General features: G+C 59.5%; 32 protein-coding genes. 21 read left to right on the top strand and 11 right to left on the bottom strand.

The annotated features are described in order from the left end of the window. Positions 1-7: 7 nt before the first annotated feature. From rpsN to ABSY17_RS13970, 20 genes are all read left to right on the top strand, one after another. Entirely contained in the window at positions 8-313 is a 306-nt protein-coding gene (gene rpsN / locus ABSY17_RS14065) for a 30S ribosomal protein S14 (protein WP_378951744.1), read from the top strand. Between the two features lie 12 nt (positions 314-325). Further along, positions 326-724, top strand: coding sequence for a 30S ribosomal protein S8 (gene rpsH, locus ABSY17_RS14060; RefSeq protein ID WP_067961896.1), 399 nt, complete (start codon positions 326-328; stop codon positions 722-724). Positions 725-763: 39 nt separating this feature from the next. Beyond that, positions 764-1,297, top strand: a complete 534-nt coding sequence (gene rplF / locus ABSY17_RS14055; RefSeq protein ID WP_378951740.1) for a 50S ribosomal protein L6 — start codon at positions 764-766, stop codon at positions 1,295-1,297. A gap of 87 nt (positions 1,298-1,384) precedes the next feature. Further along, positions 1,385-1,744 (top strand): 50S ribosomal protein L18, encoded by a 360-nt coding sequence (gene rplR, locus ABSY17_RS14050; protein ID WP_378951738.1) that lies wholly within the window; start codon positions 1,385-1,387, stop codon positions 1,742-1,744. Between the two features lie 128 nt (positions 1,745-1,872). Beyond that, a complete protein-coding gene (rpsE, locus tag ABSY17_RS14045) occupies positions 1,873-2,442 on the top strand; it encodes a 30S ribosomal protein S5 (protein ID WP_378951735.1) in 570 nt (189 codons plus the stop codon). 25 nt (positions 2,443-2,467) lie between these two features. Next, positions 2,468-2,665 (top strand): 50S ribosomal protein L30, encoded by a 198-nt coding sequence (gene rpmD / locus ABSY17_RS14040; protein WP_378951732.1) that lies wholly within the window; start codon positions 2,468-2,470, stop codon positions 2,663-2,665. A gap of 21 nt (positions 2,666-2,686) precedes the next feature. Then, positions 2,687-3,160, top strand: a complete 474-nt coding sequence (gene rplO / locus ABSY17_RS14035; protein ID WP_378951730.1) for a 50S ribosomal protein L15 — start codon at positions 2,687-2,689, stop codon at positions 3,158-3,160. Between the two features lie 133 nt (positions 3,161-3,293). After that, complete coding sequence (secY, locus tag ABSY17_RS14030; RefSeq protein WP_378951727.1) at positions 3,294-4,634, top strand: preprotein translocase subunit SecY; 1,341 nt, start codon at positions 3,294-3,296, stop codon at positions 4,632-4,634. After that, the gene (locus tag ABSY17_RS14025) at positions 4,631-5,224 is read left to right on the top strand and encodes an adenylate kinase (protein WP_378951724.1); all 594 of its coding nucleotides are present in this window, start codon (positions 4,631-4,633) and stop codon (positions 5,222-5,224) included. Before secY ends, ABSY17_RS14025 begins: the two co-directional genes overlap by 4 nt. Before the next feature lie 183 nt (positions 5,225-5,407). Beyond that, positions 5,408-5,776, top strand: coding sequence for a 30S ribosomal protein S13 (rpsM, locus tag ABSY17_RS14020; protein ID WP_115732096.1), 369 nt, complete (start codon positions 5,408-5,410; stop codon positions 5,774-5,776). Between the two features lie 129 nt (positions 5,777-5,905). Next, positions 5,906-6,295: a 30S ribosomal protein S11 gene (rpsK, locus tag ABSY17_RS14015; protein ID WP_018427863.1), complete on the top strand. Its 390-nt coding sequence runs from the start codon at positions 5,906-5,908 to the stop codon at positions 6,293-6,295. Between the two features lie 97 nt (positions 6,296-6,392). Continuing rightward, positions 6,393-7,403 carry a DNA-directed RNA polymerase subunit alpha gene (locus ABSY17_RS14010; protein WP_378951719.1) on the top strand — a complete coding sequence of 337 codons (1,011 nt, stop codon included), beginning with the start codon at positions 6,393-6,395 and terminating at the stop codon, positions 7,401-7,403. Between the two features lie 39 nt (positions 7,404-7,442). Continuing rightward, the gene (gene rplQ, locus ABSY17_RS14005) at positions 7,443-7,871 is read left to right on the top strand and encodes a 50S ribosomal protein L17 (RefSeq protein ID WP_378951716.1); all 429 of its coding nucleotides are present in this window, start codon (positions 7,443-7,445) and stop codon (positions 7,869-7,871) included. Positions 7,872-8,064: 193 nt separating this feature from the next. After that, complete coding sequence (locus tag ABSY17_RS14000; RefSeq protein ID WP_378951712.1) at positions 8,065-9,546, top strand: DegQ family serine endoprotease; 1,482 nt, start codon at positions 8,065-8,067, stop codon at positions 9,544-9,546. A gap of 82 nt (positions 9,547-9,628) precedes the next feature. Continuing rightward, positions 9,629-10,930 (top strand): replication-associated recombination protein A, encoded by a 1,302-nt coding sequence (locus ABSY17_RS13995; protein WP_378951710.1) that lies wholly within the window; start codon positions 9,629-9,631, stop codon positions 10,928-10,930. Positions 10,931-11,051: 121 nt separating this feature from the next. Further along, entirely contained in the window at positions 11,052-11,471 is a 420-nt protein-coding gene (locus ABSY17_RS13990) for a TIGR01244 family sulfur transferase (protein WP_378951708.1), read from the top strand. A 137-nt stretch (positions 11,472-11,608) separates the two neighbouring features. Continuing rightward, entirely contained in the window at positions 11,609-11,938 is a 330-nt protein-coding gene (locus tag ABSY17_RS13985; RefSeq protein WP_378951706.1) for an ArsR/SmtB family transcription factor, read from the top strand. Beyond that, entirely contained in the window at positions 11,931-12,359 is a 429-nt protein-coding gene (locus ABSY17_RS13980; RefSeq protein ID WP_378951704.1) for a YeeE/YedE family protein, read from the top strand. Before ABSY17_RS13985 ends, ABSY17_RS13980 begins: the two co-directional genes overlap by 8 nt. A gap of 2 nt (positions 12,360-12,361) precedes the next feature. Continuing rightward, positions 12,362-12,793, top strand: coding sequence for a DUF6691 family protein (locus ABSY17_RS13975; protein ID WP_378951701.1), 432 nt, complete (start codon positions 12,362-12,364; stop codon positions 12,791-12,793). A 70-nt stretch (positions 12,794-12,863) separates the two neighbouring features. Further along, complete coding sequence (locus ABSY17_RS13970) at positions 12,864-13,646, top strand: sulfite exporter TauE/SafE family protein (protein ID WP_378951698.1); 783 nt, start codon at positions 12,864-12,866, stop codon at positions 13,644-13,646. A gap of 21 nt (positions 13,647-13,667) precedes the next feature. Here ABSY17_RS13970 and ABSY17_RS13965 read toward each other — a convergent pair whose 3' ends face one another. The 4 genes from ABSY17_RS13965 to ABSY17_RS13950 form a co-directional block, all read right to left on the bottom strand. After that, entirely contained in the window at positions 13,668-14,327 is a 660-nt protein-coding gene (locus tag ABSY17_RS13965) for a class I SAM-dependent methyltransferase (protein ID WP_378951695.1), read from the bottom strand. 117 nt (positions 14,328-14,444) lie between these two features. Beyond that, positions 14,445-15,230 carry a hypothetical protein gene (locus ABSY17_RS13960; protein ID WP_378951692.1) on the bottom strand — a complete coding sequence of 262 codons (786 nt, stop codon included), beginning with the start codon at positions 15,228-15,230 and terminating at the stop codon, positions 14,445-14,447. Positions 15,231-15,486: 256 nt separating this feature from the next. Then, positions 15,487-16,655, bottom strand: a protein-coding gene (locus ABSY17_RS13955; RefSeq protein WP_378942677.1) for an IS3 family transposase whose coding sequence is annotated in 2 segments (ribosomal slippage) — positions 15,487-16,391 and positions 16,391-16,655 — 1,170 coding nt in all. Because the reading frame shifts where the segments join, the coding sequence is not laid out codon by codon here. A gap of 20 nt (positions 16,656-16,675) precedes the next feature. Next, complete coding sequence (locus ABSY17_RS13950) at positions 16,676-17,116, bottom strand: hypothetical protein (RefSeq protein ID WP_378951689.1); 441 nt, start codon at positions 17,114-17,116, stop codon at positions 16,676-16,678. A 400-nt stretch (positions 17,117-17,516) separates the two neighbouring features. Between ABSY17_RS13950 and ABSY17_RS13945 the strand changes: the two genes are divergently transcribed. Continuing rightward, positions 17,517-18,125 (top strand): tyrosine-type recombinase/integrase, encoded by a 609-nt coding sequence (locus tag ABSY17_RS13945; RefSeq protein WP_378952670.1) that lies wholly within the window; start codon positions 17,517-17,519, stop codon positions 18,123-18,125. A 456-nt stretch (positions 18,126-18,581) separates the two neighbouring features. Here ABSY17_RS13945 and ABSY17_RS13940 read toward each other — a convergent pair whose 3' ends face one another. The 7 genes from ABSY17_RS13940 to lysA form a co-directional block, all read right to left on the bottom strand. After that, entirely contained in the window at positions 18,582-19,406 is an 825-nt protein-coding gene (locus ABSY17_RS13940) for an LssY C-terminal domain-containing protein (protein ID WP_378951687.1), read from the bottom strand. A 235-nt stretch (positions 19,407-19,641) separates the two neighbouring features. Further along, the gene (locus tag ABSY17_RS13935; RefSeq protein WP_378951684.1) at positions 19,642-20,328 is read right to left on the bottom strand and encodes an amino acid ABC transporter permease; all 687 of its coding nucleotides are present in this window, start codon (positions 20,326-20,328) and stop codon (positions 19,642-19,644) included. A 2-nt stretch (positions 20,329-20,330) separates the two neighbouring features. Next, the gene (locus ABSY17_RS13930) at positions 20,331-21,029 is read right to left on the bottom strand and encodes an amino acid ABC transporter permease (protein WP_378951681.1); all 699 of its coding nucleotides are present in this window, start codon (positions 21,027-21,029) and stop codon (positions 20,331-20,333) included. 144 nt (positions 21,030-21,173) lie between these two features. Next, complete coding sequence (locus ABSY17_RS13925) at positions 21,174-21,968, bottom strand: ABC transporter substrate-binding protein (RefSeq protein ID WP_378951678.1); 795 nt, start codon at positions 21,966-21,968, stop codon at positions 21,174-21,176. Positions 21,969-21,993: 25 nt separating this feature from the next. Next, positions 21,994-22,749: an amino acid ABC transporter ATP-binding protein gene (locus ABSY17_RS13920; protein ID WP_378951675.1), complete on the bottom strand. Its 756-nt coding sequence runs from the start codon at positions 22,747-22,749 to the stop codon at positions 21,994-21,996. 2 nt (positions 22,750-22,751) lie between these two features. Then, the gene (dapF, locus tag ABSY17_RS13915) at positions 22,752-23,609 is read right to left on the bottom strand and encodes a diaminopimelate epimerase (RefSeq protein WP_378951672.1); all 858 of its coding nucleotides are present in this window, start codon (positions 23,607-23,609) and stop codon (positions 22,752-22,754) included. A 1-nt stretch (position 23,610) separates the two neighbouring features. Then, on the bottom strand, positions 23,611-24,975 hold the full coding sequence (gene lysA / locus ABSY17_RS13910) for a diaminopimelate decarboxylase (protein WP_378951669.1): 1,365 nt from the start codon (positions 24,973-24,975) through the stop codon (positions 23,611-23,613). Between the last annotated feature and the right edge of the window lie 79 nt (positions 24,976-25,054).

Below are 25,054 nucleotides of genomic sequence, written 5' to 3'. Positions count from 1 at the left end.
ATCTGAAATGGCAAAGACCAGCTCAGTCGAGAAGAACAACCGGCGCCGCAAGCTTGTGGACCAGTACGCTGCCAAGCGTAAGGCCCTCAAGGACGTCATCATGGATCAGTCCAAGCCGATCGAGGAACGCTTCCGCGCGCAGCTCAAGCTCGCCGCGCTGCCGCGCAATTCGGCCAAGATTCGAATCCGCAACCGCTGCGAAGTTACCGGCCGCCCGCGCGCCTACTATCGCAAGCTGAAGATGTCGCGTATCGCACTTCGCGACCTCGGTTCCACCGGCCAGATCCCGGGCCTGGTCAAGTCGAGCTGGTAAGGAGCATTTGATATGTCTTTGAGTGATCCTCTCGGCGATATGCTGACCCGTATCCGCAATGCCTATGGCCGCAAGAAGTCGACCGTGTCGACGCCTGCGTCCCGGCTGCGCGCCCGCGTTCTCGACGTTCTGAAGGCGGAAGGCTACATTCGCGACTACAGCCAGACCGATTTCGAAAACGGCAAGTCCGAAATCGAGATCGAGCTGAAGTACTTCGACGGCCAGCCGGTGATCCGCGAAATCGCGCGTGTTTCCAAGCCGGGCCGCCGTGTCTACGTCTCGTCCAAGTCCATTCCGCCGGTCGCCAATGGCCTCGGCATCTCGATCCTTTCGACCCCGAAGGGCGTGATGGCCGACCACGAAGCGCGCGAACAGAACGTCGGCGGGGAAATCCTCTGCCAGATCTTCTGATCTGCGTAGGCTGAAACAAGAAAGGACGAGGACAAGACAATGTCTCGTATTGGCAAGAAACCCGTTCAGCTTCCGCAGGGTGTAACCGCGTCCGTCAACGGCCAGACCGTTACGGCCAAGGGCCCCAAGGGTGAGTTGAAGTTCGTGGTCAACGACGAAGTTCTGGTCACGATGGAAAACGGCGAGATCGCCGTGCAGCCGCGCGACGACTCGAAGGACGCCCGCTCCAAGTGGGGCATGTCGCGTACCCAGATCGTCAATATCCTGACCGGCGTGAAGGACGGCTTCGAAAAGAAGCTCGAGATCACCGGCGTCGGCTACCGTGCGACGCTCCAGGGCAGGAACGTGCAGCTCGCGCTTGGCTTCAGCCATGACGTGGTGTACCAGACCCCGGAAGGCATCACCATCACGGTGCCGAAGCCGACTGAAATCATCATTGCTGGCATCGACAAGCAGCAGGTTGGCCAGGTCGCCGCCGAGATCCGCGAATACCGCGGTCCCGAGCCCTACAAGGGCAAGGGCGTGCGCTATGCTGGCGAGAAGATCGTCCGCAAAGAAGGCAAGAAGAAGTAACAACAACGCCGCGGTGCGCGGTCGCGGGAAGCATTTCGGCTTACCGCAGATGGCCGCGCCCGTTTCAGAAGGCAAGGAACTACTATTATGGCTTCGAAAGAAACCACTCTGCGTCGCTCGTCGCGCATCCGCCGCCAGATCAAGAAGGTCGCCAACGGCCGTCCGCGCCTGTCGGTTCACCGCACGTCGAAGAACATCTACGTTCAGGTCATCGACGACACCAACGGCCGTACGCTGGCTGCTGCTTCGACCCTCGAGAAGGATCTCAAGGGCACGCTGAAGACCGGCGCCGACACCGCTGCTGCTACTGCAGTGGGCAAGCTGATCGCCGAGCGCGCAGCGAAGGCCGGCGTCAAGGACGTCGTTTTCGACCGTGGCGCCTACATCTATCACGGCCGCGTCAAGGCGCTTGCCGAGGCTGCCCGTGAGGGTGGCCTTAACTTCTGATGCAGTGTTCGGCGTAGCGCGTGGCGCTGCGCCGCATTACTGAACAGTTGCAATGAATCCGGCGACGCTATAGACGCCGGATTTGGTTTTTAACCCCCGTGCTTCCGGAAAAAAACAAGGATAGGAATATGGCACAAGAACGTAGGGACGGCGGCCGCGAGCGCAGCCGTGACCGGGAAGAGCGCGACAGCGAATTCGTTGACAAGCTCGTCCACATCAACCGCGTTGCCAAGGTCGTCAAGGGCGGCCGTCGCTTCGGTTTCGCAGCTCTCGTCGTCGTTGGCGACCAGAAGGGCCGCGTTGGCTTTGGTCATGGCAAGGCGCGCGAAGTGCCGGAAGCCATCCGCAAGGCGACCGAATCGGCAAAGCGCGACCTGATTTTCGTGCCGCTCCGTTCGGGCCGCACTCTGCACCATGACGTTGAAGGCCGGTGGGGCGCTGGCCGCGTGCTGCTGCGCTCGGCCAAGCAGGGTACTGGTATCATCGCCGGTGGCCCGATGCGCGCCGTCTTCGAGACGCTCGGCATGCACGACGTCGTCGCCAAGTCGATGGGTTCGTCGAACCCGTACAACATGGTGCGCGCGACCTTCGAAGCGCTGAAGAGCCAGATGCATCCGAAGGATGTGGCTGCACAGCGCGGCATCAAGTACTCGACGCTTCAGGCGCGCCGCGGCACCGCGGTTGCGGCAGAAGAATAGTCGCTCGGACCAGGGATAAAAGACCATGGCCAAGAAAGAATCGAAGACCATCACCGTCGAGCAGATCGGCAGCCCGATCCGCCGGCCGAAGGAACAGCGTGCTACGCTGGTCGGCCTCGGCCTCAACAAGCTGCATCGCAAGCGCACCCTGGAGGACACTCCCTCCGTGCGTGGCATGATCGCGGCTGTCCAGCATCTCGTCCGCGTTGTGGACGAGGCGTAAGCCGAGCGCAGGAGATAGAAGATGAAACTCAACGAACTGCGTGACAACGCCGGCTCGACCCACGCCAAGAAGCGTCTTGGCCGTGGTATCGGCTCGGGCTCCGGCAAGACCGGCGGCCGCGGCGTCAAGGGTCAGAAGGCCCGTTCAGGCGTCGCGATCAACGGCTTCGAGGGTGGCCAGATGCCGCTCTATCGTCGCCTGCCGAAGCGCGGCTTCACCAACATTTTTGCCAAGAGCTACAACACCGTTTCGCTGGCCCGCATTCAGGTCGCGATCGATGCGAAGAAGCTCGACGCGAAAGAGACCGTGACTGCGGAAGCTCTCGTCAAGGCCGGCGTGATTCGCCGCGTCAAGGACGGCGTCCGCATCCTCGGCGACGGCGAACTGAAGGCCAAGGTGGCCTTTGATGTCGCCGGCGCTTCGAAGCCGGCGATCGAGAAGATCGAGAAGGCTGGAGGATCGGTGAAGTTGCCAGAAGTGGCAGCCGCCGAGTAAAAGGCTGATCAAGCAGGCGGCGGTAGAGATACCGCCGCTTGCATGTTTGCCGTCCGGAGCCTATCTCGTGGCTTCGGTGACACGCGCCGCGCCCATCTGCGGCATAGCGGCGTGACCAAGCGGAGAATCCTGAATGGCATCGGCTGCTGAGCAACTAGCATCCAACCTAAATTTCGCAGCCTTCGCTAAGGCCGAAGACCTCAAGAAGCGTATCTGGTTTACGCTGGGGGCGCTGCTGGTCTATCGCCTCGGCACCTACATTCCGCTTCCCGGAATCAATCCCGACGCATTCGCGCAGGCTTTCACTCAGCAGAGCCGCGGCGTGCTTGGCATTTTCAACATGTTTGCCGGCGGCGCCGTGCAGCGCATGGCGATCTTCGCCTTGGGCATCATGCCCTACATCTCCGCTTCCATCATCATGCAGCTCATGACGTCGGTCATCCCGTCGCTTGAAGCGCTGAAGAAGGAAGGCGAGCAGGGCCGCAAGGTCATCAACCAGTACACTCGCTACGGTACCGTGCTTCTGGCGCTCGTGCAGGCCTACGGCATTTCGGTCGGGCTTGAGGGCGGCAACGGCATCGTCTCCGACCCGGGCATGTTCTTCCGTGCTTCGACGGTTATCACGCTTGTTGGCGGCACGATGTTCCTGATGTGGCTCGGCGAGCAGATCACCGCCCGCGGCATCGGCAACGGCATTTCGCTGATCATCTTCGCCGGCATCGTCGCCGGTCTGCCCAGCGCGATCAGCGGCACGCTGGAACTCGGACGCACCGGTGCACTTTCGACCGGCCTGATTCTCGCGATCATCGTCCTGGCAATCGTCGTCATTGCGCTCATCGTGTTCTTCGAGCGTGCGCAGCGCCGCCTTCTGATCCAGTATCCGAAGCGCCAGGTCGGCAACCGCATGTTCCAGGGCGACACCTCGCACCTGCCGCTGAAGCTCAACACTGCGGGCGTCATTCCGCCGATCTTCGCTTCGTCGCTGCTGCTTCTGCCGGCTACCGTCGCAGGGTTCTCTAGCACGACGAACCTGCCGGGCTGGGTGAGCACCATCATGGCCGCGCTTGGCCACGGCCAGCCGCTCTACATGGCGCTCTATGCCGCGATGATCGTGTTCTTTGCCTTCTTCTACACGGCGATCGTCTTCAATCCGAAAGACACGGCCGACCAGTTGAAGAAGCATTCGGGCTTCATCCCCGGCTATCGTCCGGGTGAGCGGACCGCCGACTACATCGACTACGTGCTTACGCGTATCACCGTCATCGGTGCGGCCTATCTGGTCGTCATCTGCCTGCTGCCCGAGTTCCTGATCTCGGCGACCGGCGTTCCGTTCTACCTCGGTGGTACTTCGCTTCTGATCGTCGTCAATGTGACACTGGACACGGTGGCGCAGATCCAGGGTCACCTGATTGCCCACCAGTATGAGGGGCTGATCAAGAAGTCGAAGCTCCGTGGAGGTAAGAGGGGAAGATGAGGCTGATATTGCTTGGACCGCCCGGGGCGGGAAAGGGGACGCAAGCGCAGAGGCTGGTCGAGAAATACGGCATTCCTCAGCTTTCCACCGGTGACATGCTGCGTGCGGCGGTCAAGGCGGAGACTGATGTCGGCAAGCGAGCCAAGGCCGTGATGGATGCGGGGGAACTCGTCTCCGACGAGATCGTCAACGCCATCGTCGCCGAGCGTATCGATCAGGAGGATTGTGGCCGTGGCTTCATCCTCGATGGCTATCCGCGTACGCTGGTGCAGGCCGACGCCGTTGCCGATATGCTGGCTGAACGGGGCATGCATCTGGATGTGGTCGTCGAACTCGTCGTTGACGACAAGGCGCTGGTCGGTCGGATCCTGAAGCGTGCCGAAGAGGCGAAGGCCGCCGGCCAGCCCGTACGCAAGGACGACAATGCCGAGGTGTTCGACGAGCGGTTGCGCGAGTACTACAAGAAGACCGCTCCGTTGATCGGCTACTATTATGCCAACGACCTGTTGAAGCAGGTCGACGGCATGTCCGACATGGACGACGTGACCGCTCAGATCGAGGCGGTTCTCGCGGAGACGTTGGGCAACTAACGCTTGCGAACTTGACGGACGGGCAAAGCTGGAGTATGGCGGCCCGTCTTCCACTCATGTGTGAATCTGATTGCCTATTAGGCGCGGGCTTGCATTGATACGGAAAACTCGCAAGGGCCGGCCTCCACCGGACGCGGGGTAACTTGAAGCGCCGGCACGGTCCGGCCCAAATGGAGTTGAAAGATGGCTCGTATAGCCGGCGTAAATATCCCGACCAACAAGCGCGTTGTGATCGCGCTTCAGTACATTCACGGCATTGGCAAGAAGTTCGCAGCGGAGATCGTCGAGAAGGTCGGCATCCCGGCCGAACGTCGCGTCAACCAGCTGACCGACGCCGAAGTTCTGGCGATTCGCGAAACGATCGACCGTGATTACCAGGTCGAAGGCGATCTGCGTCGCGAAGTCTCGATCAACATCAAGCGCCTGATGGACCTCGGCTGCTACCGCGGCCTCCGTCACCGTCGTTCGCTTCCGGTTCGCGGCCAGCGCACGCATACCAATGCGCGTACCCGCAAGGGCCCGGCCAAGGCAATCGCCGGCAAGAAGAAGTAATTGGTTTCCGGCGGGTCTCGGCCCGCCGGTTTCGCCTTTTTTAGGCGGGTGTTCGGCCTGACACCATAAATCCAGGCTGGTGTAGCCGCTGGCGTTACGGCGGTGAAGAGATCAACTGAAAGGACTACCATGGCTAAGGAAGCCGCTCGCGTTCGTCGTCGCGAACGCAAGAACATTTCTTCGGGTGTTGCTCACGTCAATTCGACCTTCAACAACACCATGATCACCATTTCCGACGCGCAGGGCAACGCGATTGCCTGGTCGTCGGCCGGTGCCCAGGGTTTCAAGGGTTCGCGCAAGTCGACCCCGTTCGCCGCCCAGATGGCCGCTGAAGACGCTGCCAAGAAGGCCCAGGAACACGGTATGCGCACGCTCGAAGTCGAAGTTTGCGGTCCCGGTTCGGGTCGTGAATCGGCTCTGCGCGCTCTGCAGGCTGCGGGTTTCACCATCACGTCGATCCGCGACGTGACGCCGATCCCGCACAATGGCTGCCGTCCGCGCAAGAAGCGTCGCGTCTAAGCTATTTCATCGCCGCGCGAGCGCTTCCGGCGCGCGCTGCGGCTTCCAGGTCGCCCGTCACGATTGGATGGTGTCGGGCTAACGGAAGGAAGCGAACATGATCCAGAAAAACTGGCAGGAACTGATCAAGCCAAACAAGATCGAGTTCTCGTCAAAGAAGAAGACGCTGACCACGCTGGTCGCCGAGCCGCTTGAGCGCGGCTTCGGTTTGACGTTGGGCAACGCGCTGCGTCGCGTGCTGCTCTCGTCGCTGCGTGGTGCTGCCGTTACGGCCGTCCAGATCGACGGCGTTCTGCACGAGTTCTCCTCGATCGCAGGCGTTCGCGAGGACGTGACCGACATCGTGCTCAACATCAAGGAAATCGCCATCCGCATGGAAGGCGATGGTCCCAAGCGCATGGTCGTTCGCAAGCAGGGCCCGGGTGCCGTGCTCGCTGGCGATATCCAGACCGTGGGCGATGTCGAGATCTTGAACCCCGACCACGTCATCTGCACCCTCGACGAGGGCGCCGAGATCCGTATGGAGTTCACGGTCGATACCGGCAAGGGCTACGTGCCTGCCGAGCGCAACCGCGCGGAAGATGCTCCGATCGGCCTGATCCCGGTCGACAGCCTCTACTCGCCGGTCAAGAAGGTTTCGTACAAGGTCGAGAACACCCGTGAGGGCCAGGTTCTGGACTACGACAAGCTGACCATGACCATCGAGACCGACGGTTCGATTTCGGGTGAGGACGCTGTGGCTTTTGCCGCACGCATCCTGCAGGACCAGCTTGCGCTGTTCGTCAACTTCGAGGAGCCCCAGAAGGAAGCCGCGGCCGAGCAGGTCACCGAGCTCGCCTTCAACCCGGCGCTGCTCAAGAAGGTCGACGAACTCGAGCTTTCGGTGCGTTCGGCCAACTGCCTCAAGAACGACAACATCGTATACATCGGCGACCTCATCCAGAAGACGGAAGCCGAGATGCTGCGCACGCCGAATTTCGGCCGCAAGTCGCTCAACGAGATCAAGGAAGTCCTCGCCGCAATGGGCCTGCACCTCGGTATGGAAGTGCAGGACTGGCCGCCGGAAAATATCGAAGACCTCGCCAAGCGCTACGAAGATCAATACTGAGGCCCAGGCCTCTAGAACCAGACTCAAAGGAGAAGAACCATGCGCCATGGATTTGCCGGCCGCCGGTTCAGCCGTAGTTCCAGCCACCGCAAGGCGATGTTTGCAAACCTCGCCGTCTCGCTGCTCGAGCACGAGCAGATCGTTACCACCCTGCCGAAGGCGAAGGACCTCCGTCCGATCGTCGAGAAGCTGGTCACCCTCGGCAAGCGCGGCGACCTGCACGCTCGCCGTCAGGTGATTGCACAGATCGGCAACGAGGACATCGTCAAGCGCCTGTTCGACACCATCGCTCCGCGCTATTCCGAGCGCCACGGTGGCTACCTGCGCATCATGAAGGCAGGCTTCCGTCACGGCGACAACGCCCCGCTGGCGGTGATCGAGTTCGTCGATCGCGACACCTCGGCAAAGGGCGCCGGTGACCGCGCTCGTCTAGAAGCCGAAGCGGCCAACGAAGCCGAAGCCGCATAAGCTTCCAGGCTTTCTGAATGAACCGAAGGGGCCCTCGCGGCCCCTTTTGTTTTTGGGGCGCGCGCCAAGCTGCAGCGTTCCTTCCGCAAGGTATGCCAACTATGCGGAAATAAGCGCTTTCCAAGGTCCAACAGCCTTTCATTTTGCACAATCGTCGGGACAATGGCGCCAACTATGCGTTGGAGGATTCGCCATGCGCGCGAAGAGATTTTTCCTGATGGTGCTTTGCGCGTCGCTGGCCTTTGCCGGCGCTGCACCCGCCCAGGAAGCAAAACCAAGTCAGGACCCTGGCCTGTCCGATGTGCTGACCGATCTGCTCAACGGCGGCAAAGCAGGCGGAGCGCCTGCACCCGCTCCAGACCGCCGCGTACCCTTCGGTCGTGAGGAGATGCAGCTCTCCTTCGCCCCGCTGGTCAAGGAAACGGCTGCAGCGGTGGTCAATGTCTATGCTTCCCAGCAGGTGAAGGCACGCTCGCCCTTCGAGGGCGATCCGTTCTTCGAACAGTTCTTCGGTCGGGGTGCGCCGCGCCAGCGGTCGTCCCTCGGCTCCGGCGTTCTGGTGGATCCGAGCGGCATCGTCGTTACCAACAACCATGTCGTACAGGACGCAGATCAGGTGAAGGTCGCGCTGTCTGACGGGCGGGAATTCACCAGCAAGGTGCTGCTCAAGGACGACACGCTCGATCTCGCTGTACTGAAGATCGACTCCGACAAGCCGTTCCCGACGATCGCCATCGGCGACTCCGATGCCCTGGAGGTCGGTGACCTGGTGCTGGCCATCGGCAATCCATTCGGCGTCGGCCAGACGACGACGAGCGGCATCGTTTCCGCACTGGCGCGGACGCACATCGGCGTCTCTGATTCCAGTTTCTTCATCCAGACCGACGCTGCCATCAATCCCGGCAATTCGGGTGGGGCGCTGATCAATATGGGCGGCCAGCTCGTCGGCATCAATACAGCCATCTTCAGCCGCACCGGTGGGTCGATCGGCATCGGATTTGCCATTCCTTCCAACATGGTCCGCGCCTTCACCGATGCCGCCAAGTCAGGTGCGGAGTTCTTCGAGCGGCCCTATGTAGGAGCCTCCTTCGAAGCGGTGACACCGCAGATCGCTGAATCGCTCGGCATGGACCATCCGTCAGGCGCTTTGGTCTCGTCGGTGGAAGAGAATGGTCCCGCCGCCCGAGCTGGTCTCAAGCCGGGCGACGTCGTCCTGTCGTTCAACGGCACCCCGATTGAGCACATGGAAGCGCTCGACTACCGTCTTGCCACACAGACGATCGGGGCGAAGGCGACGCTGTCGGTGCTGAGCAAGGGCGAGGAGAAGTCCGTCGAGGTGTCGCTTGAGCGTGCTCCTGAGGGTGCCAACACAGTCGAAGAGACCCTGCGCGGCCGTAGCCCGTTTGCCGGCGCCAAGGTCGCCGAGTTGTCGCCGCGGCTGGCCCAGCGCCTAAGGGTTTCCACCGATACCAAGGGGATCGCGATCGTTGGTATCGACAGTGGTTCGCCGGCTGCCAATTTCGGCTTCCAGCGGGGCGATATCGTGCGCGAGGTCAACGGCGAGCAGATCGACACGGTCGCAAAGCTCAAGCAGATCTCCGAGCAGGACAGCCGCTGGTGGCGCTTCACGGTGGAGCGCGGCGGTCGCATCATGCGGCAGATGCTGCGCTACTGAGTGTGGTATGCTGCGACACCATGCGTGGAACTACGGCTGCAGATTGCGTGTGTGATAGACGGATCGCGGGGAGGATGAGGCCGTGAACTCCCTTTTCGACGAGACCGTTCCGCGTCCACTTGCCGAAACACTTCGGCCGCAGCGGCTCGGCGAAGTTGTCGGACAGGACCATTTGCTCGGTCCCGAAGGTCCGATCGGTCGAATGATCAAGACCCGCAAGGTCTCCTCGTTCATCCTTTGGGGACCTCCCGGCGTCGGCAAGACGACCATTGCCAGACTGGTCGCCAAGGAAGCTGGTCTCGATTTCGTCCAGCTTTCGGCGGTGCTTTCGGGGGTCGCGGATCTCAGAAAGGTCATCGACGCCGCCAAGCAGTTGCGCAGCGGAGCAGGGCGTCAGACAGTGGTTTTCGTCGACGAACTGCATCGCTTCAACCGCACGACCCAGGACGCGCTGCTGCCGCATGTCGAGGACGGGACGATTGTCCTGATCGGAGCAACTACCGAAAACCCGAGTTTCAGCCTGGTGGCGGCATTGTTGTCGCGCGCCAAGGTCTACACGCTCCGGCGCTTCGAGAGGGACGATCTCGCCATACTGGCAGAACGTGCGGAAGCCCACACCGGCAAGAAATTGCCCCTCGATCCGGACGCGCGCGAAGCGCTGCTGACAATGGCTGACGGTGACGGACGCTATCTGATCGGGCTCTGTGAGGAGCTGCTGTCGCTTCCCGCCGGCACGGTGCTGGATGTGGCTGCGTTGGCCGAAACGGTCCAGAAGCGGGCCCCCGTCTACGACAAGGGGCAGGAAGAGCACTACAATCTGCTCAGTTGCTTCCACAAGAGCCTGCGCGGCAGCGACGTGCAGGCCGCATTGTATTGGGCTGCGCGTATGATGGTGGGCGGCGAGGACCCGGGCACCATATTCCGCCGGCTGGCCTGCGCCGCATCCGAAGATGTCGGCATGGCTGATCCGCAGGCCATGCCACAGGTGGTGGCCGCGTGGACTGCGTTCGAGCGGGTTGGGTGGCCCGAGGGGCGCCTGTTCATGGCGCAGGCGATTACCTACGTGGCAACCGCACCCAAGTCGAACGCCGCCTATATGGGGTTCAACCAGGCGATAGCGCTTGCCCAGCAGACAGGGTCGCTGGCGCCGCCGAAACACATCCTGAATGCGCCGACCAAGCTGATGAAGGAGCTTGGTTACCACGAGGGCTACAGATACGATCACGACTACCCCGATGCCTTTTCGGGGCAGGAGTTTCTGCCTGAGCAACTGGCCGGACCGAACCGTCCGGAATTCTACGTGCCGAACGAACGCGGTTTTGAGCGCGACGTGAAGAAGCGTCTCGACTACTGGGCCAAGCGCCGGCAGGAGCGTGGGGAATAGCCGACGAGGGCGACGGCCGACTTGTTTCTTGTTGATTGCAAAAAATCACTTGCAAAAAAATGTAATCATACGTATCTAATCATTGTGGCGATGGCCGCAACCGATCTTGAGAGGATGCGTAATGAAACAGGTGACCGAAAAGCTCTGGATTTCCGGCCAGCCGAGCGATGCCGACCTGCTTGCGGCGAGCAAGGCAGGCGTCCGTCGCATCATCAACAATCGGCCGGAGAACGAGGACCCAGCGCAGCCTGGCATGGCAGATGCCGCGGCGCGGGCAGGGGACCTCAACATGGAGTTCGTGCACATCCCGGTTGTGCCGGGGCGGATTACGCAGGAGGCCGTGCGCGAATTTCAGGCGGCCCTCGGCCGCGCTGATGGTCCGGTTCTCGCGCACTGCAAGTCCGGCACGCGCTCGCTGACGCTTTGGGTGATCGGCGAGGTTCTCGATGGCCGGCTTGCCGCGACGGATGTCGATGCAATTGGCGCCCGCCTGGGCATCAATCTCACAGGTGCCAAGGATTGGCTGCGCGCCAATTCGTGAATTCGTCCCCATTGACGACAATGCAAAGGTGCCTGCGCGAGCCGGCGCCGGCGGCAAGCGCTGCCCGAAATTCCCGCTTGATGCGCTGCAAACCGCATACAGGGACTGAGGCCATGTCAAATGAATCCACCAAGGCGATGTCTGAGCTGCTCGACCGGGCAGGGGAGGCTTCGGATTTCCTCAAGAAGCTCGCCAACCCCAATCGCTTGATGATCGTCTGTGCCCTGGTGGAAGGCGAACGTTCGGTACGCGAGCTCGAGGACACGCTCGGCATTCGGCAGCCGGGCTTGTCGCAGCAGATCGCGGAACTGCGCGACGCCGGCCTCATTGCTGGCCGCAAGGAATCGAAATCCGTCTTCTATCGGCTCGCGGACGAGCGCGTGAAGGCGATCGTGTCGCTGCTCTACAGCATGTTCTGCGAACCGACCCCCGAAATTTCAACACTTCAAGGCAAGAGAAATGACTGAGTTTACACCTTTCGCCTCGCTCGCCGGTGGCGTTCTGATCGGCATCTCGGCCGTGCTGCTGATGGCCTGGGAAGGGCGCATCGCCGGAATCAGTGGCATCGCTGGACGGTTGATGCCGCCCTACCTGGACGGTGCATTCCTTCCGCGCCTCGCCTTTGTGCTGGGGCTGGTCATTGCCCCGGTAGTCTATTCCGCAGCAACCGGCAGCGCTGTGTTGCAGACCGTCTCGGCGAACCTGCCGTTGATGGGAATAGCCGGCCTGCTCGTTGGCTTCGGTTCGGTCTACGGCAATGGCTGCACGAGCGGACATGGCGTCTGCGGGCTATCGCGGCTGTCCGTCCGCTCGCTGGTGGCGACCCTGACTTTCATGGCGACGGCATTCGCGACCGTTTTCGTCGTCCGGCATATGATTGGAGCCTGAGCATGTCATTCATCGTCAATCTCGCGCTCGGACTGCTGTTCGGCATCGGCCTTGTGGTGTCGGGCATGTCGGATCCTGCCAAGGTGCAGAACTTCCTTGATCTGTTCGGTACCTGGGATCCTTCGCTCGCCTTCGTCATGGGCGGCGCTGTCGTCACTGCCTTCATCGGCTACCGTCTCGTCTTCAAGCGGCCGAAACCAGTGGCAAGCGCTGCGTTCCACTTGCCGGCAAGCACTGCCATTGACCGCAGGATACTGGTCGGCCCGGCGATCTTCGGCATCGGCTGGGGGCTCGGTGGTTTCTGCCCGGGACCGGCGCTGACCGCCGTGACATTGGGCGCAACGGGCGCCTACGCATTCCTTCCCATGATGTTCCTCGGCATGTGGCTGGCGCGCATGGCAGCAGCCAGGAAGGCCGCTGCAACGGCGGCATGACGTTTCCGGCCGGAACAGCATTCAGCGTTCCGGCCATTTCTCAAAAAACTAAATCGGAAAGGCCGGGACCATGTTTCTGGAACCCGTTCAATATGCTTTGGGTGCTGTCTCTGGAGGGCTTGTGGGCCTTACCCTGGGCCTCTTTGGCGGTGGCGGCTCGATCCTCGCCGTGCCGTTGATGGTCTATCTTGTCGGCGTGCCGAATGCCCATCTTGCCATCGGCACGAGTGCGGTGTCGGTTGCCGCCAACGCCGTGACCGGCCTTGCCAGCCATGCCCGCAACGGAACCGTCAAATGGCGTTGCGCTGCCATCTACAGCGTCGCTGGCGTGCTGGGCGCCTTCTTTGGGTCTTCGCTTGGCAAGGCGGTCGATGGCAGCCATCTTCTGCTGCTCTTTGCAGCCCTCATGCTGGTCGTCGGCGCGCTGATGTTTCGCCGTCGCGCGGATTCCGGTAATCCTGCTGCGGCATGCACACGCGACAATGCGCCAAAGGTCATGGGGTTTGGAGGCGGCACGGGCCTCCTGTCGGGCTTCTTCGGCATCGGGGGAGGGTTTCTGATCGTCCCTGGCCTTGTAGCTTCAACGGGCATGCCGATGATCAACGCCATCGGCTCATCGCTCGTGGCCGTGACCGCCTTTGGCCTGACCACGGCGATTTCCTATGCCATGTCGGGGCTGGTCGATTGGCCGTTGGCCTTCGTGTTCATCGCAGGCGGTGTCGTTGGTGGACTCGGCGGCTCGCGCATCGCGCTGCTGCTGCAGCAGCGCAAGGGCATGCTCAACGTCCTTTTTGCACTGATGATCATGGCCGTCGCCGGCTACATGATCTGGCGGAACCTGCAAGGCCTCTGACCAGAAGGGGCGGGGCCTGTTTCAAGCCCGCTTGCGGAAGGTGCTGAACTGGAAATGCTGGACGCTATCCCACGGCGTCCTGTGTTCGTGGCGGCGGGTGTCAACCAACGCGAAATCCGCCCCGAGCACTTTGCCGATGCTGTCGGCATCATGCCTGACGACAGGCAGTCCGCTGCATTTCTCCGGGCCGTCAGGCGCGAATGTGCCGATGATCGCGCCGCCTCCCGGCTTCAGCGCCGCTTTCAGCACCGCGGCATAGGCGGCCTGATCGGTGGGATCGGTGAGGAAGTGGAAAGCGGCGCGGTCATGCCAGATGTCATAGCTGCGCATTGGTTGCCAGCTGGTGACATCCGCGCAAATCCAGTCGACCTTGGCGGATGCCGCGCCCAGACGCGACCGGTCCTGGTCGAGTGCGGTCTGCGAGATATCGAGCACCGTTACGTCCATGTAGCCAAGGCCCAGCAAGGCATCGACGAGATGCGCGGCGCCGGCGCCGATGTCGATGATGCCTGAGTCAGGCGTGCCGCCCGCAAGCCCAATCAGGGTCAGTGAAGGTTCCGGCGTCTGCTGGAACCAGCTGACTTCGTCCTCCGTCTTGCTGCGATAGACGTTTTCCCAATGGGAGATGCGTTCGTCCGTCACCGAGTACTCCGAATGCGCTGCTTTGGCCTTGGTCGACATTGCATCCGGCCATGGCAGAATCCAACCCCTGGGCTGGCGAATGCCACAGGGTGAGGGGGCATAGCGGCCGCCCTCTGCTATCACTTGCATGTGCGGTTGCTGGTTGTCGCAGTTGCCTCAAAAGTGAAAGCCTAGGCCGGCGTAGGGGCCATGCTGGGTGATATTGTAGACAAAGCCACCCTTGTCGTAGTCGGTATAGAGTACCCGATAGCCGAGGGCCGTCGACACTTTTTCGTTCCACTTGTACCCGACGGACAGGAACCCCTGAGAGGTGATGTCCGAACCGACGCCAAAGCCGCCGACGTCGGCCAGCGCATTGACGAACCATCGCTCGTTGACTTCGTAATGCGCGCTCAGGCCGATGGTGGGGTCGACCCAGGTCTTGGATCCTTCGCGGGAAACGCCCGGGAAGTCCGCGGGGGCGAGGTCCAGTTTCGCCTTGAGATGATTGATCCGGACACCCGCTGTCGCACTCAATTGCAGTTCGGGCACGCCGATCGGCAGCGCGTAGCCGACGATCCCGGATACGATCGCCTGGGTCTGCTCATATTTCACGGTGCCGCCAGCCGGACCCGTGACCTGGTCCGAGACTTTTGCCCAGACGAGATCGGTCAGAACCATCCACTCGCCATCGGTGGCATAGAACGATCCCATGAATGCGCCGTCGAGGTTCTTCAGCAGGTCGGCAAAAGATACGTTCACATTCACGGGAGGGAGATCGCGAATAGCGGTATCGCCGTTGAGCGCCGAGGCCCAGCCATACATGGTGAGCTGGAATTTCCATGTATGTTCGATCGGTACTTCCGGTTGCGGAGGCGCAATGTCTGCAGAATAAACCGGAGTGGCACTCACCAGCATTGCCGCCGCGGCAAAGCTGAAAACACGTCTTGTCCCTATCGTCATGCTCTTGGAGCCCCCTTGCTCCTGACATTTCGGTTTGGATGCTTGGGCAAGAATGTATGCACTTACGACTAGGTGATGAGAAATAGGGCGCTACTTGTACGATCTGCCCCGACAGTTTTTGCTCCTACGCGTGACGCGATTCTAGTGTTTGGTGCTCAACTTATATTAGTATAGGTGAGTTTTATCTCTGTCACCAGTGGCGCTAAACAGATGCATCGGCATTGGCCTGCCCCCCTCAGGTGGTCCGGGTTCAATTTTAGTGCATGATGGGTCTTGGCGCTATGGCCGGGGTGGCCGGCGAAGCTGGTCCGGGTTGCGCAGCCGGCCACAGGATCGCTTCCGGCGCAGGCGGTTTGTAGCCCAACGATGAATGCGGTCGCACCGTATTGTAATGTTGCCGCCAGCCTTCGATGACGATCTGGGCCTCCTTCAGCGTGTAGAAGATTTCTCCATCGAGCAGTTCATCACGAAGCTTCGAGTTGAAGCTCTCGCAATAGCCATTTTCCCAAGGGCTGCCGGGCATGATGTAGGCAGTTTTGGCACCGACGGTGGCGATCCATTCACGCAAGGCTTTGGCGATGAACTCGGGGCCATTGTCGGATCGAATGTGGCCAGGGATGCCGCGCAGGATGAACAGGTCGGACAGAGCGTCGATCACGTCGACGGCCTTCAACCTCCGGCTCACCTTGATTGCGATGCATTCCCTTGTGAACTCATCGATCACGTTGAGCATGCGGAATTTCCTTCCGTTGTGGGTGCGATCTTCGACGAAGTCGTAGGACCAGACATGGTTGGGATACTCCGGCCGCAGCCGGATGCAGGAACCGTCATTCAGCCACAGACGGCCTCGTTTGGGCTGCTTTTGCGGAACCTTCAGCCCCTCACGCCGCCAGATCCGCTCGACCCGTTTGACGTTCACCACCCAGCCCGCACGATGCAGCATCACCGTGATGCGGCGATAACCGTAGCGGCCATATTGGATGGCAAGCGCGATGATGTCGGCAGTCAAAGCCGCTTCATCATCCGGTGTCGTTGGAACCTTGCGCTGCGTGGAGCGGTGCTGACCAAGAACCCGGCACGCCCGTCGTTCGCGGACGCCAAGCTCGGCAACAACATGATCCACGCAGGCCCGGCGACGTGCGGGGCTTAGAAGTTTCCCCGCGCAGCTTCCGCCAGGATCATCTTGTCCAGGGTCAGGTCGGAGACGGCGCGCCGAAGCCGCGCATTCTCCGTCTCAAGTTCCTTCAGCCGCTTGACCTGATCGCCCTTCAGGCCTCCGTATTCCGACCGCCAACGATAATATGTAACTTCCGTCACACCTATCGATCGGACCGCTTCCGCAACCGATTTGCCCTGCGAAGTCAGAACATCAACCTGCCGCAGCTTCGTGACGATCTCTTCCGCGCTGTGTCTCTTCCTGGCCATTTCCTAAGTCCTCCATCGGCTCAAAAGCCATACATAAGGGAGGACCACTTTTCAGGGGGCAGACCAGCAACGCTTGAAGGTGTGACCGTCAGCGGGGAGGCCGACGGATTGATCGTGATGTTGAATGTAATCCGTACTCCGGAATCATCCTTGACGATGAACGTGTCGGATGTCGCGCCGTCACCATTGTTGGTGTAGATGATTGACGGTATTCCGAAAGTCAGGCTGCCATGGGATGGCAATGCGTTGGCCGGCGAAATAAAGCCCATATCCGCGCAAGTAAAGGTTGCCGTACCGCCCGAGGTTATGGTTGCCGTCTGTGGGGAGGTGCAAGCCGCCTGAGCCGCCGTTGCCGGCCATAGGACGATCAGCCAGATCAAGGCCAGAAGCGTCGGGAAAAATGCCGGCTTGGCGCAATGCCGGCGCGAAACGCCTGACTTATAAAGATAATTCTTATACAATATCATGCCCCATACACACAGAATACCGCGAGGAGGAAAATCCCATATCGCGGCCCGCCCATTCTGCGTCTTCGCCGGTCACTGGCATGAAACACGAGGCAATACAATCCTACGGCGCAGTTGGTGCTTCGCTTAAAAAAGGGGAGGGCGGCGATGCGAAAAATGCGGCGTTAGAGGGCTATAGCCTAAACGTAGTGTCCATCATCATCGGGCGTGGCGCGCAGGAGGAGATTCGAAACGGTACTTCAAGTTTCGAACGCGCTGTGGATGTCTGCTTTATCAGCCTTGCTCATCGGAACCGGACCGACAGCTTCCGGCCCCCGAGCGGTAGTGTCGGAATGCTGTTTCTCCTTTGGCCAATCAAGGCCAAGGAGAACTCACATGGGTCATTCTCATATCGATGATGCTAGAGCACGCCGCTTGGAACGCTGGAAAGAAGGTTGGCACCAAGCGTCCGCTCACACAGAAACAGATCTGGGCTGTTCGTTTCTTCCTGGATCGCGAGAGGCGCGTTCGGGACCGTGCCCTGTTCGATCTGGCAATCGACAGCAAGCTTCGCGGCTGCGACTTGGTCAAGGTCAGGATTCGCGATCTGGTTGCAGGACCGGAAATCCGCACCCGCGCGATCGTCGTTCAGCAAAAGACGGGTCGCCCAGTCCAGTTCGAGATCACCAGCGGCGTGAGAGCTAGCCTCCTGGCATGGCTTGAAAGGCGCAGCGGCACGGTCGATGACTATGCATTCCCGAGCCGGATCAATCACGCTCACCACATGAGCACGAGGCAATACGCCCGCCTGGTTGACGAATGGGTGACCGCAATCGGTCTGCGTCCAGAGGAGTATGGTACGCACTCGCTGCGTCGCACGAAGGCATCGATGATTTACAAGGCGACGGGAAATCTCCGAGCCATCCAAATCATGCTTGGACATTCCAAGATCGAGAACACCGTTCGATACCTTGGCGTAGACGTTGAAGACGCACTGCTCTTAGCAGAGAGAACTGAAATCTGACATCTGGGCGGTCACCCGATGCACCACGGATGACCGCATCAGCCTGCGGAATACGTTCCTGCTCTCGCTGTCTCGGGGGGGGAAGCGGAATGACGGCTTTCGGCCGGGCATAGCAAGCAAGCAAGCGGACGTTCGGTCAGCGAACACGATCTACAGCTCTGCGCGCCATCTCGGCCATTGAGGGCGCCTTTGCCACTGCCCGAAAGCGGCCATTGCCGAGAGCAATGCTGCAAGTCGACGTTTGCTGCCAGAGTTTACGGGATCTTGCTCCAGCGTCCTCTAGGCACCAATAGCAGACCAAACTCTGCAGCGTAGCTAAATGTTGCGACGGGTTAAATCATGTGCTTGCCCGAGCGATTTACTGTGCTATGTTTTTGGTCTCTTGCGCCTTTTGCTGAAGCAGCCTGGACCAGAAACCGGCTCAGCTCCAGTGACCTTCCGATCGCAGATCCTTGTTCAAATTTCGATCAAGCTGGCGAACGCGATCTCACCATCGGTAGTGTAATGGTTGACCTTTCCGGTCTGCAAACGTGAACCAGATTGGTGCAACGTGACATCCCCAATTACGCGTCCTGCTTTTAGCTCGCTGATTATGTGGTCGCGCTCGGCGTTCGTATCTGAATCGGTAGCGTGTGTAACTTGGAACGTCGGCCAGGTAAGCGAAAATCCAGTATCTCTGGTGCCAGCTCCAACCCACAGTACGCGCTGGTCAGCCGAAGGTTTGTCCGTATTCAACCAGAAGCTCGCTGCGCTCATATCGTCCTCGGAGTGGTCGAGGCTCAGCGCCCAGAAACGGATGTGATGGCGCTTGCGCGGGCTATTATTGATGGGCTCTTGGAAACCTATGTCCTGCCTTCGCGCAAAGAGATAGAGGATGCTGAAAGGAGCGGTGGGATACGGAGAGTTGAGCAGAAATGCTCGTATTATTCGCCATGAACTGGCCATCCCCAAACGGTCGGCCGTGGACCAGCCCGCCGTCGCAAACGCATCGCAAAGTTGTTGAAGCGTGCCGATGAGGACAAGATTTACTGGGTCGCCGGGCAGACCATCGCCGGTGATTGTGTACCTGGGGATAAGTCCACGATGAAGTATCTTGAGGCCCATTCGGACCACGTTCGGCAGAATGACATAGGCGGCCAAGCCGTATGTGAGGCTCACCGCCAGGAGCCATGGAAGTCTGTGGTCCGCAGTATCGAAAACGACGAAGACTAACAGCCAGACGCTGAGCACGCCTAGACAGAGCACTAGAAACCTCTGAAAAAGGCGCGTCAGCAGTCTCAAAATACTCTCCCGTCTCACTCCGGATGAGCTCGCCGTCGGCCTCGCTGTTCGTCACCGGGATCTTGGCAGTCGAATATACCCACTCGGTAACGGTGCGGACCAATATTTTACTGCCCGAAAGCTACGCCGAATTGCCATTCTGAAACGGCGTCCTTCCTCGTGGGCGCGAAAGCAAAGTTACCAAGAGATTGCTAACACGGCTGTTGAAGAAACAAGGACGCCGAGATGCTAAAGTTCAATCAAGCGACAGACGCGGGGTATTGGTGATCCGCTTTTCCGTCCATTTGGAGAACCAAAGGATTGGATAGCAATAGATAAAATAAACTGCTGCTATGAGGCTGTATATGAACAGGATATCGCGCGGATAGCGCAAGATCGTGATTTCACCCTGTCGGGTCAATTCCGCAATGCCGACAACGGAAAGGATGGCCGTGCTTTTGATGATGATGACATAAACGCTGCTCATCGGCGCAATGGTGAGCTTTAGGGCTTGAGGCAGTATGATATACCAAAGACGCTGCCTCTGATTCATCCCGACTGCCGTGGCTGCTTCCCACTGGCCCTTTGGCACTGCCGCGATGGCACCGCGTACAATTTCCGCAACATAACTCGACGTATAAAGCGACAGGGCGACAAAGGCAGCGGTCTGGGAATCCCAACTCAACCATGCGACGCCTGTGTTCGGCAGCACGAAATAGAAGAGATAAAGCTGCACCAGAAAGGGCGTTCCGCGGAGGCAATGGACATAGAGGCCGAGCAGCTTGGCGACAAACGCAATATTTTGGCTGCGAACAATGCCAATGGCCAGTCCGAGAAGCGAACCGGCAAATATGGCGAACAAAGAAACGATGAACGTCTCTTTCAGGCCCTGCCAGAGAAACGGCAAAATCGCGACGGTGAGCTTCAAATAGTAATCGATCATTGTCAGCCCTTCGCATTCCAGGCCGGCCCGGCCAGCTGGTTCTTGACGAACGCGGACAGCAGCAAAACCAGGCAGTAAATGGCGAGATAACCAACTGCAATGGTGATGAAACTCTCGTTGGGTCGAACGCGCTCGCTATTCAAGAGAATCCCCGCGCTGGAGAATTCGAACACGGTGATGAGCGAAAGCAACGACGTGTCCTTGATGAGAACGGCAGTTTGTCCGATCACCGGTGGCACGACATTCGCAAAGGCCTGTGGCAACACGATATATCGCAGCCGTTGCCTGTAGTTCATGCCGACGGCTTTCGCCGCCTCGAATTGCCCGGACGGAACAGATTCGATGCCCGCGCGAATGATCTCGCACATATAGGGGGCACAGTTGAGCACCAGAGCCGCGATGCCGAGGTTCATTTCCGGCCATTTGGCGGTGAAAGGCAACAGCGCCGGGAGGCCATAATAGACCAGATAGATCTGCACCAGCAGCGGCGTAGCGCGAATAAACGCTATGTAGGCCTGAATCAGGGCTATCAGCCATCTCATTTTCGTGAACATGACCAAAGCCATGATCGTTCCGAAAATCAGTGAGAGGATAAAGCTAACTCCCGCCGCCCACAGGGTGTTGCCCATTCCTTGAACGAAGGCATCGAAATACTGAGCTACCACACGGTAGTTATAATAATCTAGTATGAAGGATGACATCGGGAAAACCTTGCAGTCAGGTCACGCAGGCAGCGTCGCGTTCGGCGGATGCGATCAGTTCCATTGGTGCCCCTCAGCCTCCACTTCGATTGGAAAAAAAAGCCCCGAGCGCTTGCACGTCCGGGGCTTTCCCGTCGAACGCTGCTACTTGTGGTCTTTTTCCCACTCGGTGGTATTCCACCAGTAATTGACCAATGTTTCCAGGCGCTTGTCGGAGGTTGTAAGTTCGACATAGTTGTCGAGCCACATCTTCAGATGGAACGCATCAGGACGAACGGCAAAGGAAAGGGGGTTCTTGACGACGATGCCGTCAAGCAATTTCAGATTGTCGAAATCGTTGAGAAAGTTTGAGACATTGCCCAGGTCCGAGACAAGTCCATCGAGCCGTCCGGCGGAAAGCGCTTGCGCTACGGCGGCAGTGCCACCGCTGAATTCCTTCAAGGTCGCGTCCGGCAGATATTTCTTGATCGCGTCGCTGTAGGAGCTTGCCTGTGTGGAGCCGAGGCTTAACCCGCTCTTGTTGAGATCTTCCCACTTCGTGTAGGGAGAGTCCTTCAGCGCCACGCCAACAGTCTCTTCGTAGAACATGGGGCGGGAAAAGAGCAGCTGCGAAGCGCGTTGAGGCGTTGGGGTCATGTCGGCTGCGATCATGTCGACCTTGCCCGAAAGCAGGGCCGGAATGAGGCCCTTCCAGTCATAGTCCTGGAAAGTAATTTTGACGCCGAGGTCTTCCGCCATCATGCGCGCGAGCTCGACTGCCAATCCCGTCTGCTTGCCGTTCTTGTCGATAAAGCTGACCGGCGCTCCCTGCGTCTGGACGGCAACGATCAGTTCTCCGCGCTTCAATATGTCGTCCATCTCGTCAGCCTGCGCCAGCGAAGCGCTTGCAAGGCCGATAGCCATTGCTGCTGTAGCAAAAAGTTTGTTCAATATTCCCATTATGGTTCTCCTCTCAGTTGGTTATTCATAAGACCTGCTCCAGAAAATTTCGGGTGCGCGGCTGTCTTGGGTCTGCAAAAAGCGTGGCAGGGGTTCCCACTTCCACGATCTGTCCTTCGTCCATGAAGATCACCTGGTCGGCAACCTCACGAGCGAAACCCATTTCGTGGGTAACCACCACCATCGTCATGCCTTCGCGGGCAAGATTTCTCATGAGTTCGAGAACGCCCCCGACCATCTCCGGGTCCAGGGCAGAAGTTGCCTCGTCGAAAAGCATGACCTTCGGATTCATCGCAAGCGCGCGGGCAATTGCCACGCGCTGCTGCTGGCCTCCGGAGAGCTGGCTCGGATAGTGGCCTTCACGCTCCGCCATACCCACCTTGTCGAGCATGTCGCGGGCACGCCTCGTGGCGTCCTCCCGGCTGCGCTTCAGAACGACCACTTGTGGCAGAACCACGTTTTCCAATGCAGTCTTGTGCTGAAACAGATTGAAGTGCTGGAACACCATGCCGATTTCCGATCGCGCCCGATTTAGGTCGGTTCGGCTGTCGGAAATGCGCATGTCGTTGACGACGATCGTACCGGAATCGATGCTTTCCAGCGCATTCAGGGTGCGTAACAACGTGCTCTTGCCCGACCCTGACGGCCCGATGATGACAAGGACTTCCCCCTTCTCAACCGAAAAGGAAACCTTGTTCAATGCACGATGTGCTTTTCCGCTTTGCGTAGCGGCGTATGTCTTGGAAACATCCTCGACGGAAATGAAGGTATTGTCCGACATGATCAAACCAAGTCCTGTGCAGTGAAACCGTAGAAGGATACAGCGACGTCTCCGGTGAGAATGATCGTCTCGTCTTCGAGAACGCGGACCTCCAGGCTCCCACCCGGCATATCGACGATGGCGTGGGGCTGCTCTATGAAGCCTTTCTTGCGCGCCGCCAGCACCGCCGCACAGGCTCCGCTGCCGCAGGCCTGGGTCAGGATCCCCGGTCGTTCGTAGACGACCAGCCGTATGCGGTCGCCGCCGACAAGTTCCGCCACCCCGATATTGGCCCCCTGCGGAAGACAGGGACTTTTCTGTATAGGATCTGCGAGTGCCGGAACATCCAGCGCATCGCGGTCGGCGACGAAATAGACGAGATGTGGATTGCCCATATTGACGGCCACGGGATCCCTGAGTGGACCGTTGTCGAGACGACCCGCCACCTTTTCGAGAGGACCTGCCAGAGGAATCTTCCACCAGTCCCATTCGCCGCCAGCAACGCTCAAGCTGACGCGGTGATTCTCTTCACGCCAGGCCCGTATCGATCCCCCTATCGTCTCGATTATGACGTCGGTGGCATCGCTCTCTTCCATCAAAAGCCAAGCAGCACAGCGCGTCGCATTCAAACAGGTCTGCGCTTCGGCACCGTCGATATTGTAGATGCGTAATCTTGCATTCGCTTCGGCGGATTGCGGCTGCTCGAGGATCAGAAGTTGATCGCCGCCGACTCCCCGATGCCTGTCGCAGATCCAACGGATTGCTTGTTCAGACGGCGCAAGATTTTGACGTCGTCCGTCCATCACGACAAAATCGTTGCCGAGGCCATGTGTTTTTATGAAAGAGCGCTCGGGGGAGGAAAAAGCTTGGCCGTAGTCCATATCAAGGCGCAATCCATTCACCCGCTTGCTCGAGTTTCAGCATTGCAGCAACTGGCTGACGACGGCGAGCCAGGCGGTACCTGTCTCCTTCGATCAAGATTTCCTGGACCAGCGGTCGAGCGTTGTAACTCGACGCCATGACGGCACAATAGGCTCTGGCGACGCCAAGCGCGATGAGATCGCCGCTGGCGAGAGGCGGCAACTGCTCGTATTTGCCAAATGTATCCGAGCTTTCACAAACCGGGCCGACGATATGACAGGGCTCAGCCACCGCCTCGGCAGCGGGTTCGGCAACCGGCCAGACCGGATGGCGCGCGTCGTAGAGCGCGGGGCGCATCAGGTCGTTCATCCCTGCATCGACAATCGTGAACTTTTCGCCGCCCTGTGCCTTGTTGTACAGAACCTCACTGACGAGGATGCCCGCCTCCGCGACGACGAGGCGACCAGGTTCAATTGTAAGCTCACATCCGCAATCACCGAGGGTTTCGCGGAGATTGGCGCCATAGGTGGCGATATCGATGCCGGAGCCACCGTCATAGGAAACGCCGAGGCCACCACCCAGATCGAGCCGCGCGATTGTGTTGCCTTGCGCGCGGATCCGACCCACCAGTTCCGCCACTCTTTCGAATGTCCTGCGGAATGGCTGGATATCGGTGATCTGCGAGCCGATATGGACGGCAACGCCCAGGCAATCGATTTCGGAAAGCTTTGAGGCTTTCGCATAGACGGCCAGTGCGGATTCGTAAGGGATGCCAAATTTGTTGTGTCGCGTCCCCGTCGTGATCTTGGGATGGGTGGCCGCATCGACATCCGGATTTACGCGAAGGACGACGGGGGCTTTCTTCCCGCCGTTTCGCGCCACCTTCGCAATCAGTTCCAGTTCTTCAGTCGACTCCACGTTGAGTTGGCCTACGCCGGCTGCAACAGCCGCCTTGATCTCCTGCTTGCTTTTGCCGACGCCGGAAAAGACGATCCTTTGCGCGGGCACTCCAGCCGCAAGCGCACGCTCGAGCTCTCCACCCGAAACGATGTCCATGCCGCAACCGAGACCGGCGAGAATCTGCAAGAGGGACAGATTGTTGTTGGCCTTCATGGCATAGCAAATCCGCACGTCGGCGGGCTTCAATGCGTCACGAAGCATCTCGATGCGTTCACGGACGGCCGTTGCCGAATAGGCATAGAATGGCGTTCCGAATTCCTCAGCGATCGCTCTTACTGGAACCTGTTCGACAAAAAGTTCGCCGGAACGATATCCGATCTGCGCCACATGCGGGCGCACGAATTCCGCTGGCATCTCATTCCCCCAGTTAGTGCAGCAGTTTGTCCGCTTTTTTTGCACCAAGGAGACGCTATCAAAATTCGACATAGCGTCAAATTCATAATTTCCGCGCCATTATTCATTCATGATATGTCTTTTGCGGTAGCGTCATATCAGCGGAGACACC

It is taken from the genome of Mesorhizobium sp. ANAO-SY3R2, assembly GCF_042466635.1.
Classification (GTDB): domain Bacteria; phylum Pseudomonadota; class Alphaproteobacteria; order Rhizobiales; family Rhizobiaceae; genus Aminobacter.
This window is presented reverse-complemented; position numbering and strand designations above follow the sequence as displayed.

Excerpts from the sequence above, each read along its gene's own strand:
- rplF (WP_378951740.1), top strand. The coding sequence starts at position 764 with ATGTCTCGTATTGGCAAGAAACCCGTTCAGCTTCCGCAGGGTGTAACC.
- ABSY17_RS13920 (WP_378951675.1), bottom strand. The coding sequence starts at position 22,749 with ATGTCGGACAATACCTTCATTTCCGTCGAGGATGTTTCCAAGACATAC.
- ABSY17_RS14000 (WP_378951712.1), top strand. The coding sequence starts at position 8,065 with ATGCGCGCGAAGAGATTTTTCCTGATGGTGCTTTGCGCGTCGCTGGCC.
- rpsE (WP_378951735.1), top strand. The coding sequence starts at position 1,873 with ATGGCACAAGAACGTAGGGACGGCGGCCGCGAGCGCAGCCGTGACCGG.
- dapF (WP_378951672.1), bottom strand. The coding sequence starts at position 23,609 with ATGGACTACGGCCAAGCTTTTTCCTCCCCCGAGCGCTCTTTCATAAAA.
- ABSY17_RS13925 (WP_378951678.1), bottom strand. The coding sequence starts at position 21,968 with ATGGGAATATTGAACAAACTTTTTGCTACAGCAGCAATGGCTATCGGC.
- ABSY17_RS13975 (WP_378951701.1), top strand. The coding sequence starts at position 12,362 with ATGTCATTCATCGTCAATCTCGCGCTCGGACTGCTGTTCGGCATCGGC.
- ABSY17_RS13960 (WP_378951692.1), bottom strand. The coding sequence starts at position 15,230 with ATGACGATAGGGACAAGACGTGTTTTCAGCTTTGCCGCGGCGGCAATG.
- rplQ (WP_378951716.1), top strand. The coding sequence starts at position 7,443 with ATGCGCCATGGATTTGCCGGCCGCCGGTTCAGCCGTAGTTCCAGCCAC.
- lysA (WP_378951669.1), bottom strand. The coding sequence starts at position 24,975 with ATGTCGAATTTTGATAGCGTCTCCTTGGTGCAAAAAAAGCGGACAAAC.
- ABSY17_RS13965 (WP_378951695.1), bottom strand. The coding sequence starts at position 14,327 with ATGTCGACCAAGGCCAAAGCAGCGCATTCGGAGTACTCGGTGACGGAC.
- rpsK (WP_018427863.1), top strand. The coding sequence starts at position 5,906 with ATGGCTAAGGAAGCCGCTCGCGTTCGTCGTCGCGAACGCAAGAACATT.
- secY (WP_378951727.1), top strand. The coding sequence starts at position 3,294 with ATGGCATCGGCTGCTGAGCAACTAGCATCCAACCTAAATTTCGCAGCC.
- ABSY17_RS13980 (WP_378951704.1), top strand. The coding sequence starts at position 11,931 with ATGACTGAGTTTACACCTTTCGCCTCGCTCGCCGGTGGCGTTCTGATC.
- ABSY17_RS13970 (WP_378951698.1), top strand. The coding sequence starts at position 12,864 with ATGTTTCTGGAACCCGTTCAATATGCTTTGGGTGCTGTCTCTGGAGGG.
- ABSY17_RS14025 (WP_378951724.1), top strand. The coding sequence starts at position 4,631 with ATGAGGCTGATATTGCTTGGACCGCCCGGGGCGGGAAAGGGGACGCAA.
- ABSY17_RS13945 (WP_378952670.1), top strand. The coding sequence starts at position 17,517 with ATGATGCTAGAGCACGCCGCTTGGAACGCTGGAAAGAAGGTTGGCACC.
- ABSY17_RS13985 (WP_378951706.1), top strand. The coding sequence starts at position 11,609 with ATGTCTGAGCTGCTCGACCGGGCAGGGGAGGCTTCGGATTTCCTCAAG.
- ABSY17_RS13930 (WP_378951681.1), bottom strand. The coding sequence starts at position 21,029 with ATGTCATCCTTCATACTAGATTATTATAACTACCGTGTGGTAGCTCAG.
- rplO (WP_378951730.1), top strand. The coding sequence starts at position 2,687 with ATGAAACTCAACGAACTGCGTGACAACGCCGGCTCGACCCACGCCAAG.
- rpsH (WP_067961896.1), top strand. The coding sequence starts at position 326 with ATGTCTTTGAGTGATCCTCTCGGCGATATGCTGACCCGTATCCGCAAT.
- rpmD (WP_378951732.1), top strand. The coding sequence starts at position 2,468 with ATGGCCAAGAAAGAATCGAAGACCATCACCGTCGAGCAGATCGGCAGC.
- ABSY17_RS13990 (WP_378951708.1), top strand. The coding sequence starts at position 11,052 with ATGAAACAGGTGACCGAAAAGCTCTGGATTTCCGGCCAGCCGAGCGAT.
- ABSY17_RS14010 (WP_378951719.1), top strand. The coding sequence starts at position 6,393 with ATGATCCAGAAAAACTGGCAGGAACTGATCAAGCCAAACAAGATCGAG.
- rplR (WP_378951738.1), top strand. The coding sequence starts at position 1,385 with ATGGCTTCGAAAGAAACCACTCTGCGTCGCTCGTCGCGCATCCGCCGC.
- ABSY17_RS13935 (WP_378951684.1), bottom strand. The coding sequence starts at position 20,328 with ATGATCGATTACTATTTGAAGCTCACCGTCGCGATTTTGCCGTTTCTC.
- rpsN (WP_378951744.1), top strand. The coding sequence starts at position 8 with ATGGCAAAGACCAGCTCAGTCGAGAAGAACAACCGGCGCCGCAAGCTT.
- rpsM (WP_115732096.1), top strand. The coding sequence starts at position 5,408 with ATGGCTCGTATAGCCGGCGTAAATATCCCGACCAACAAGCGCGTTGTG.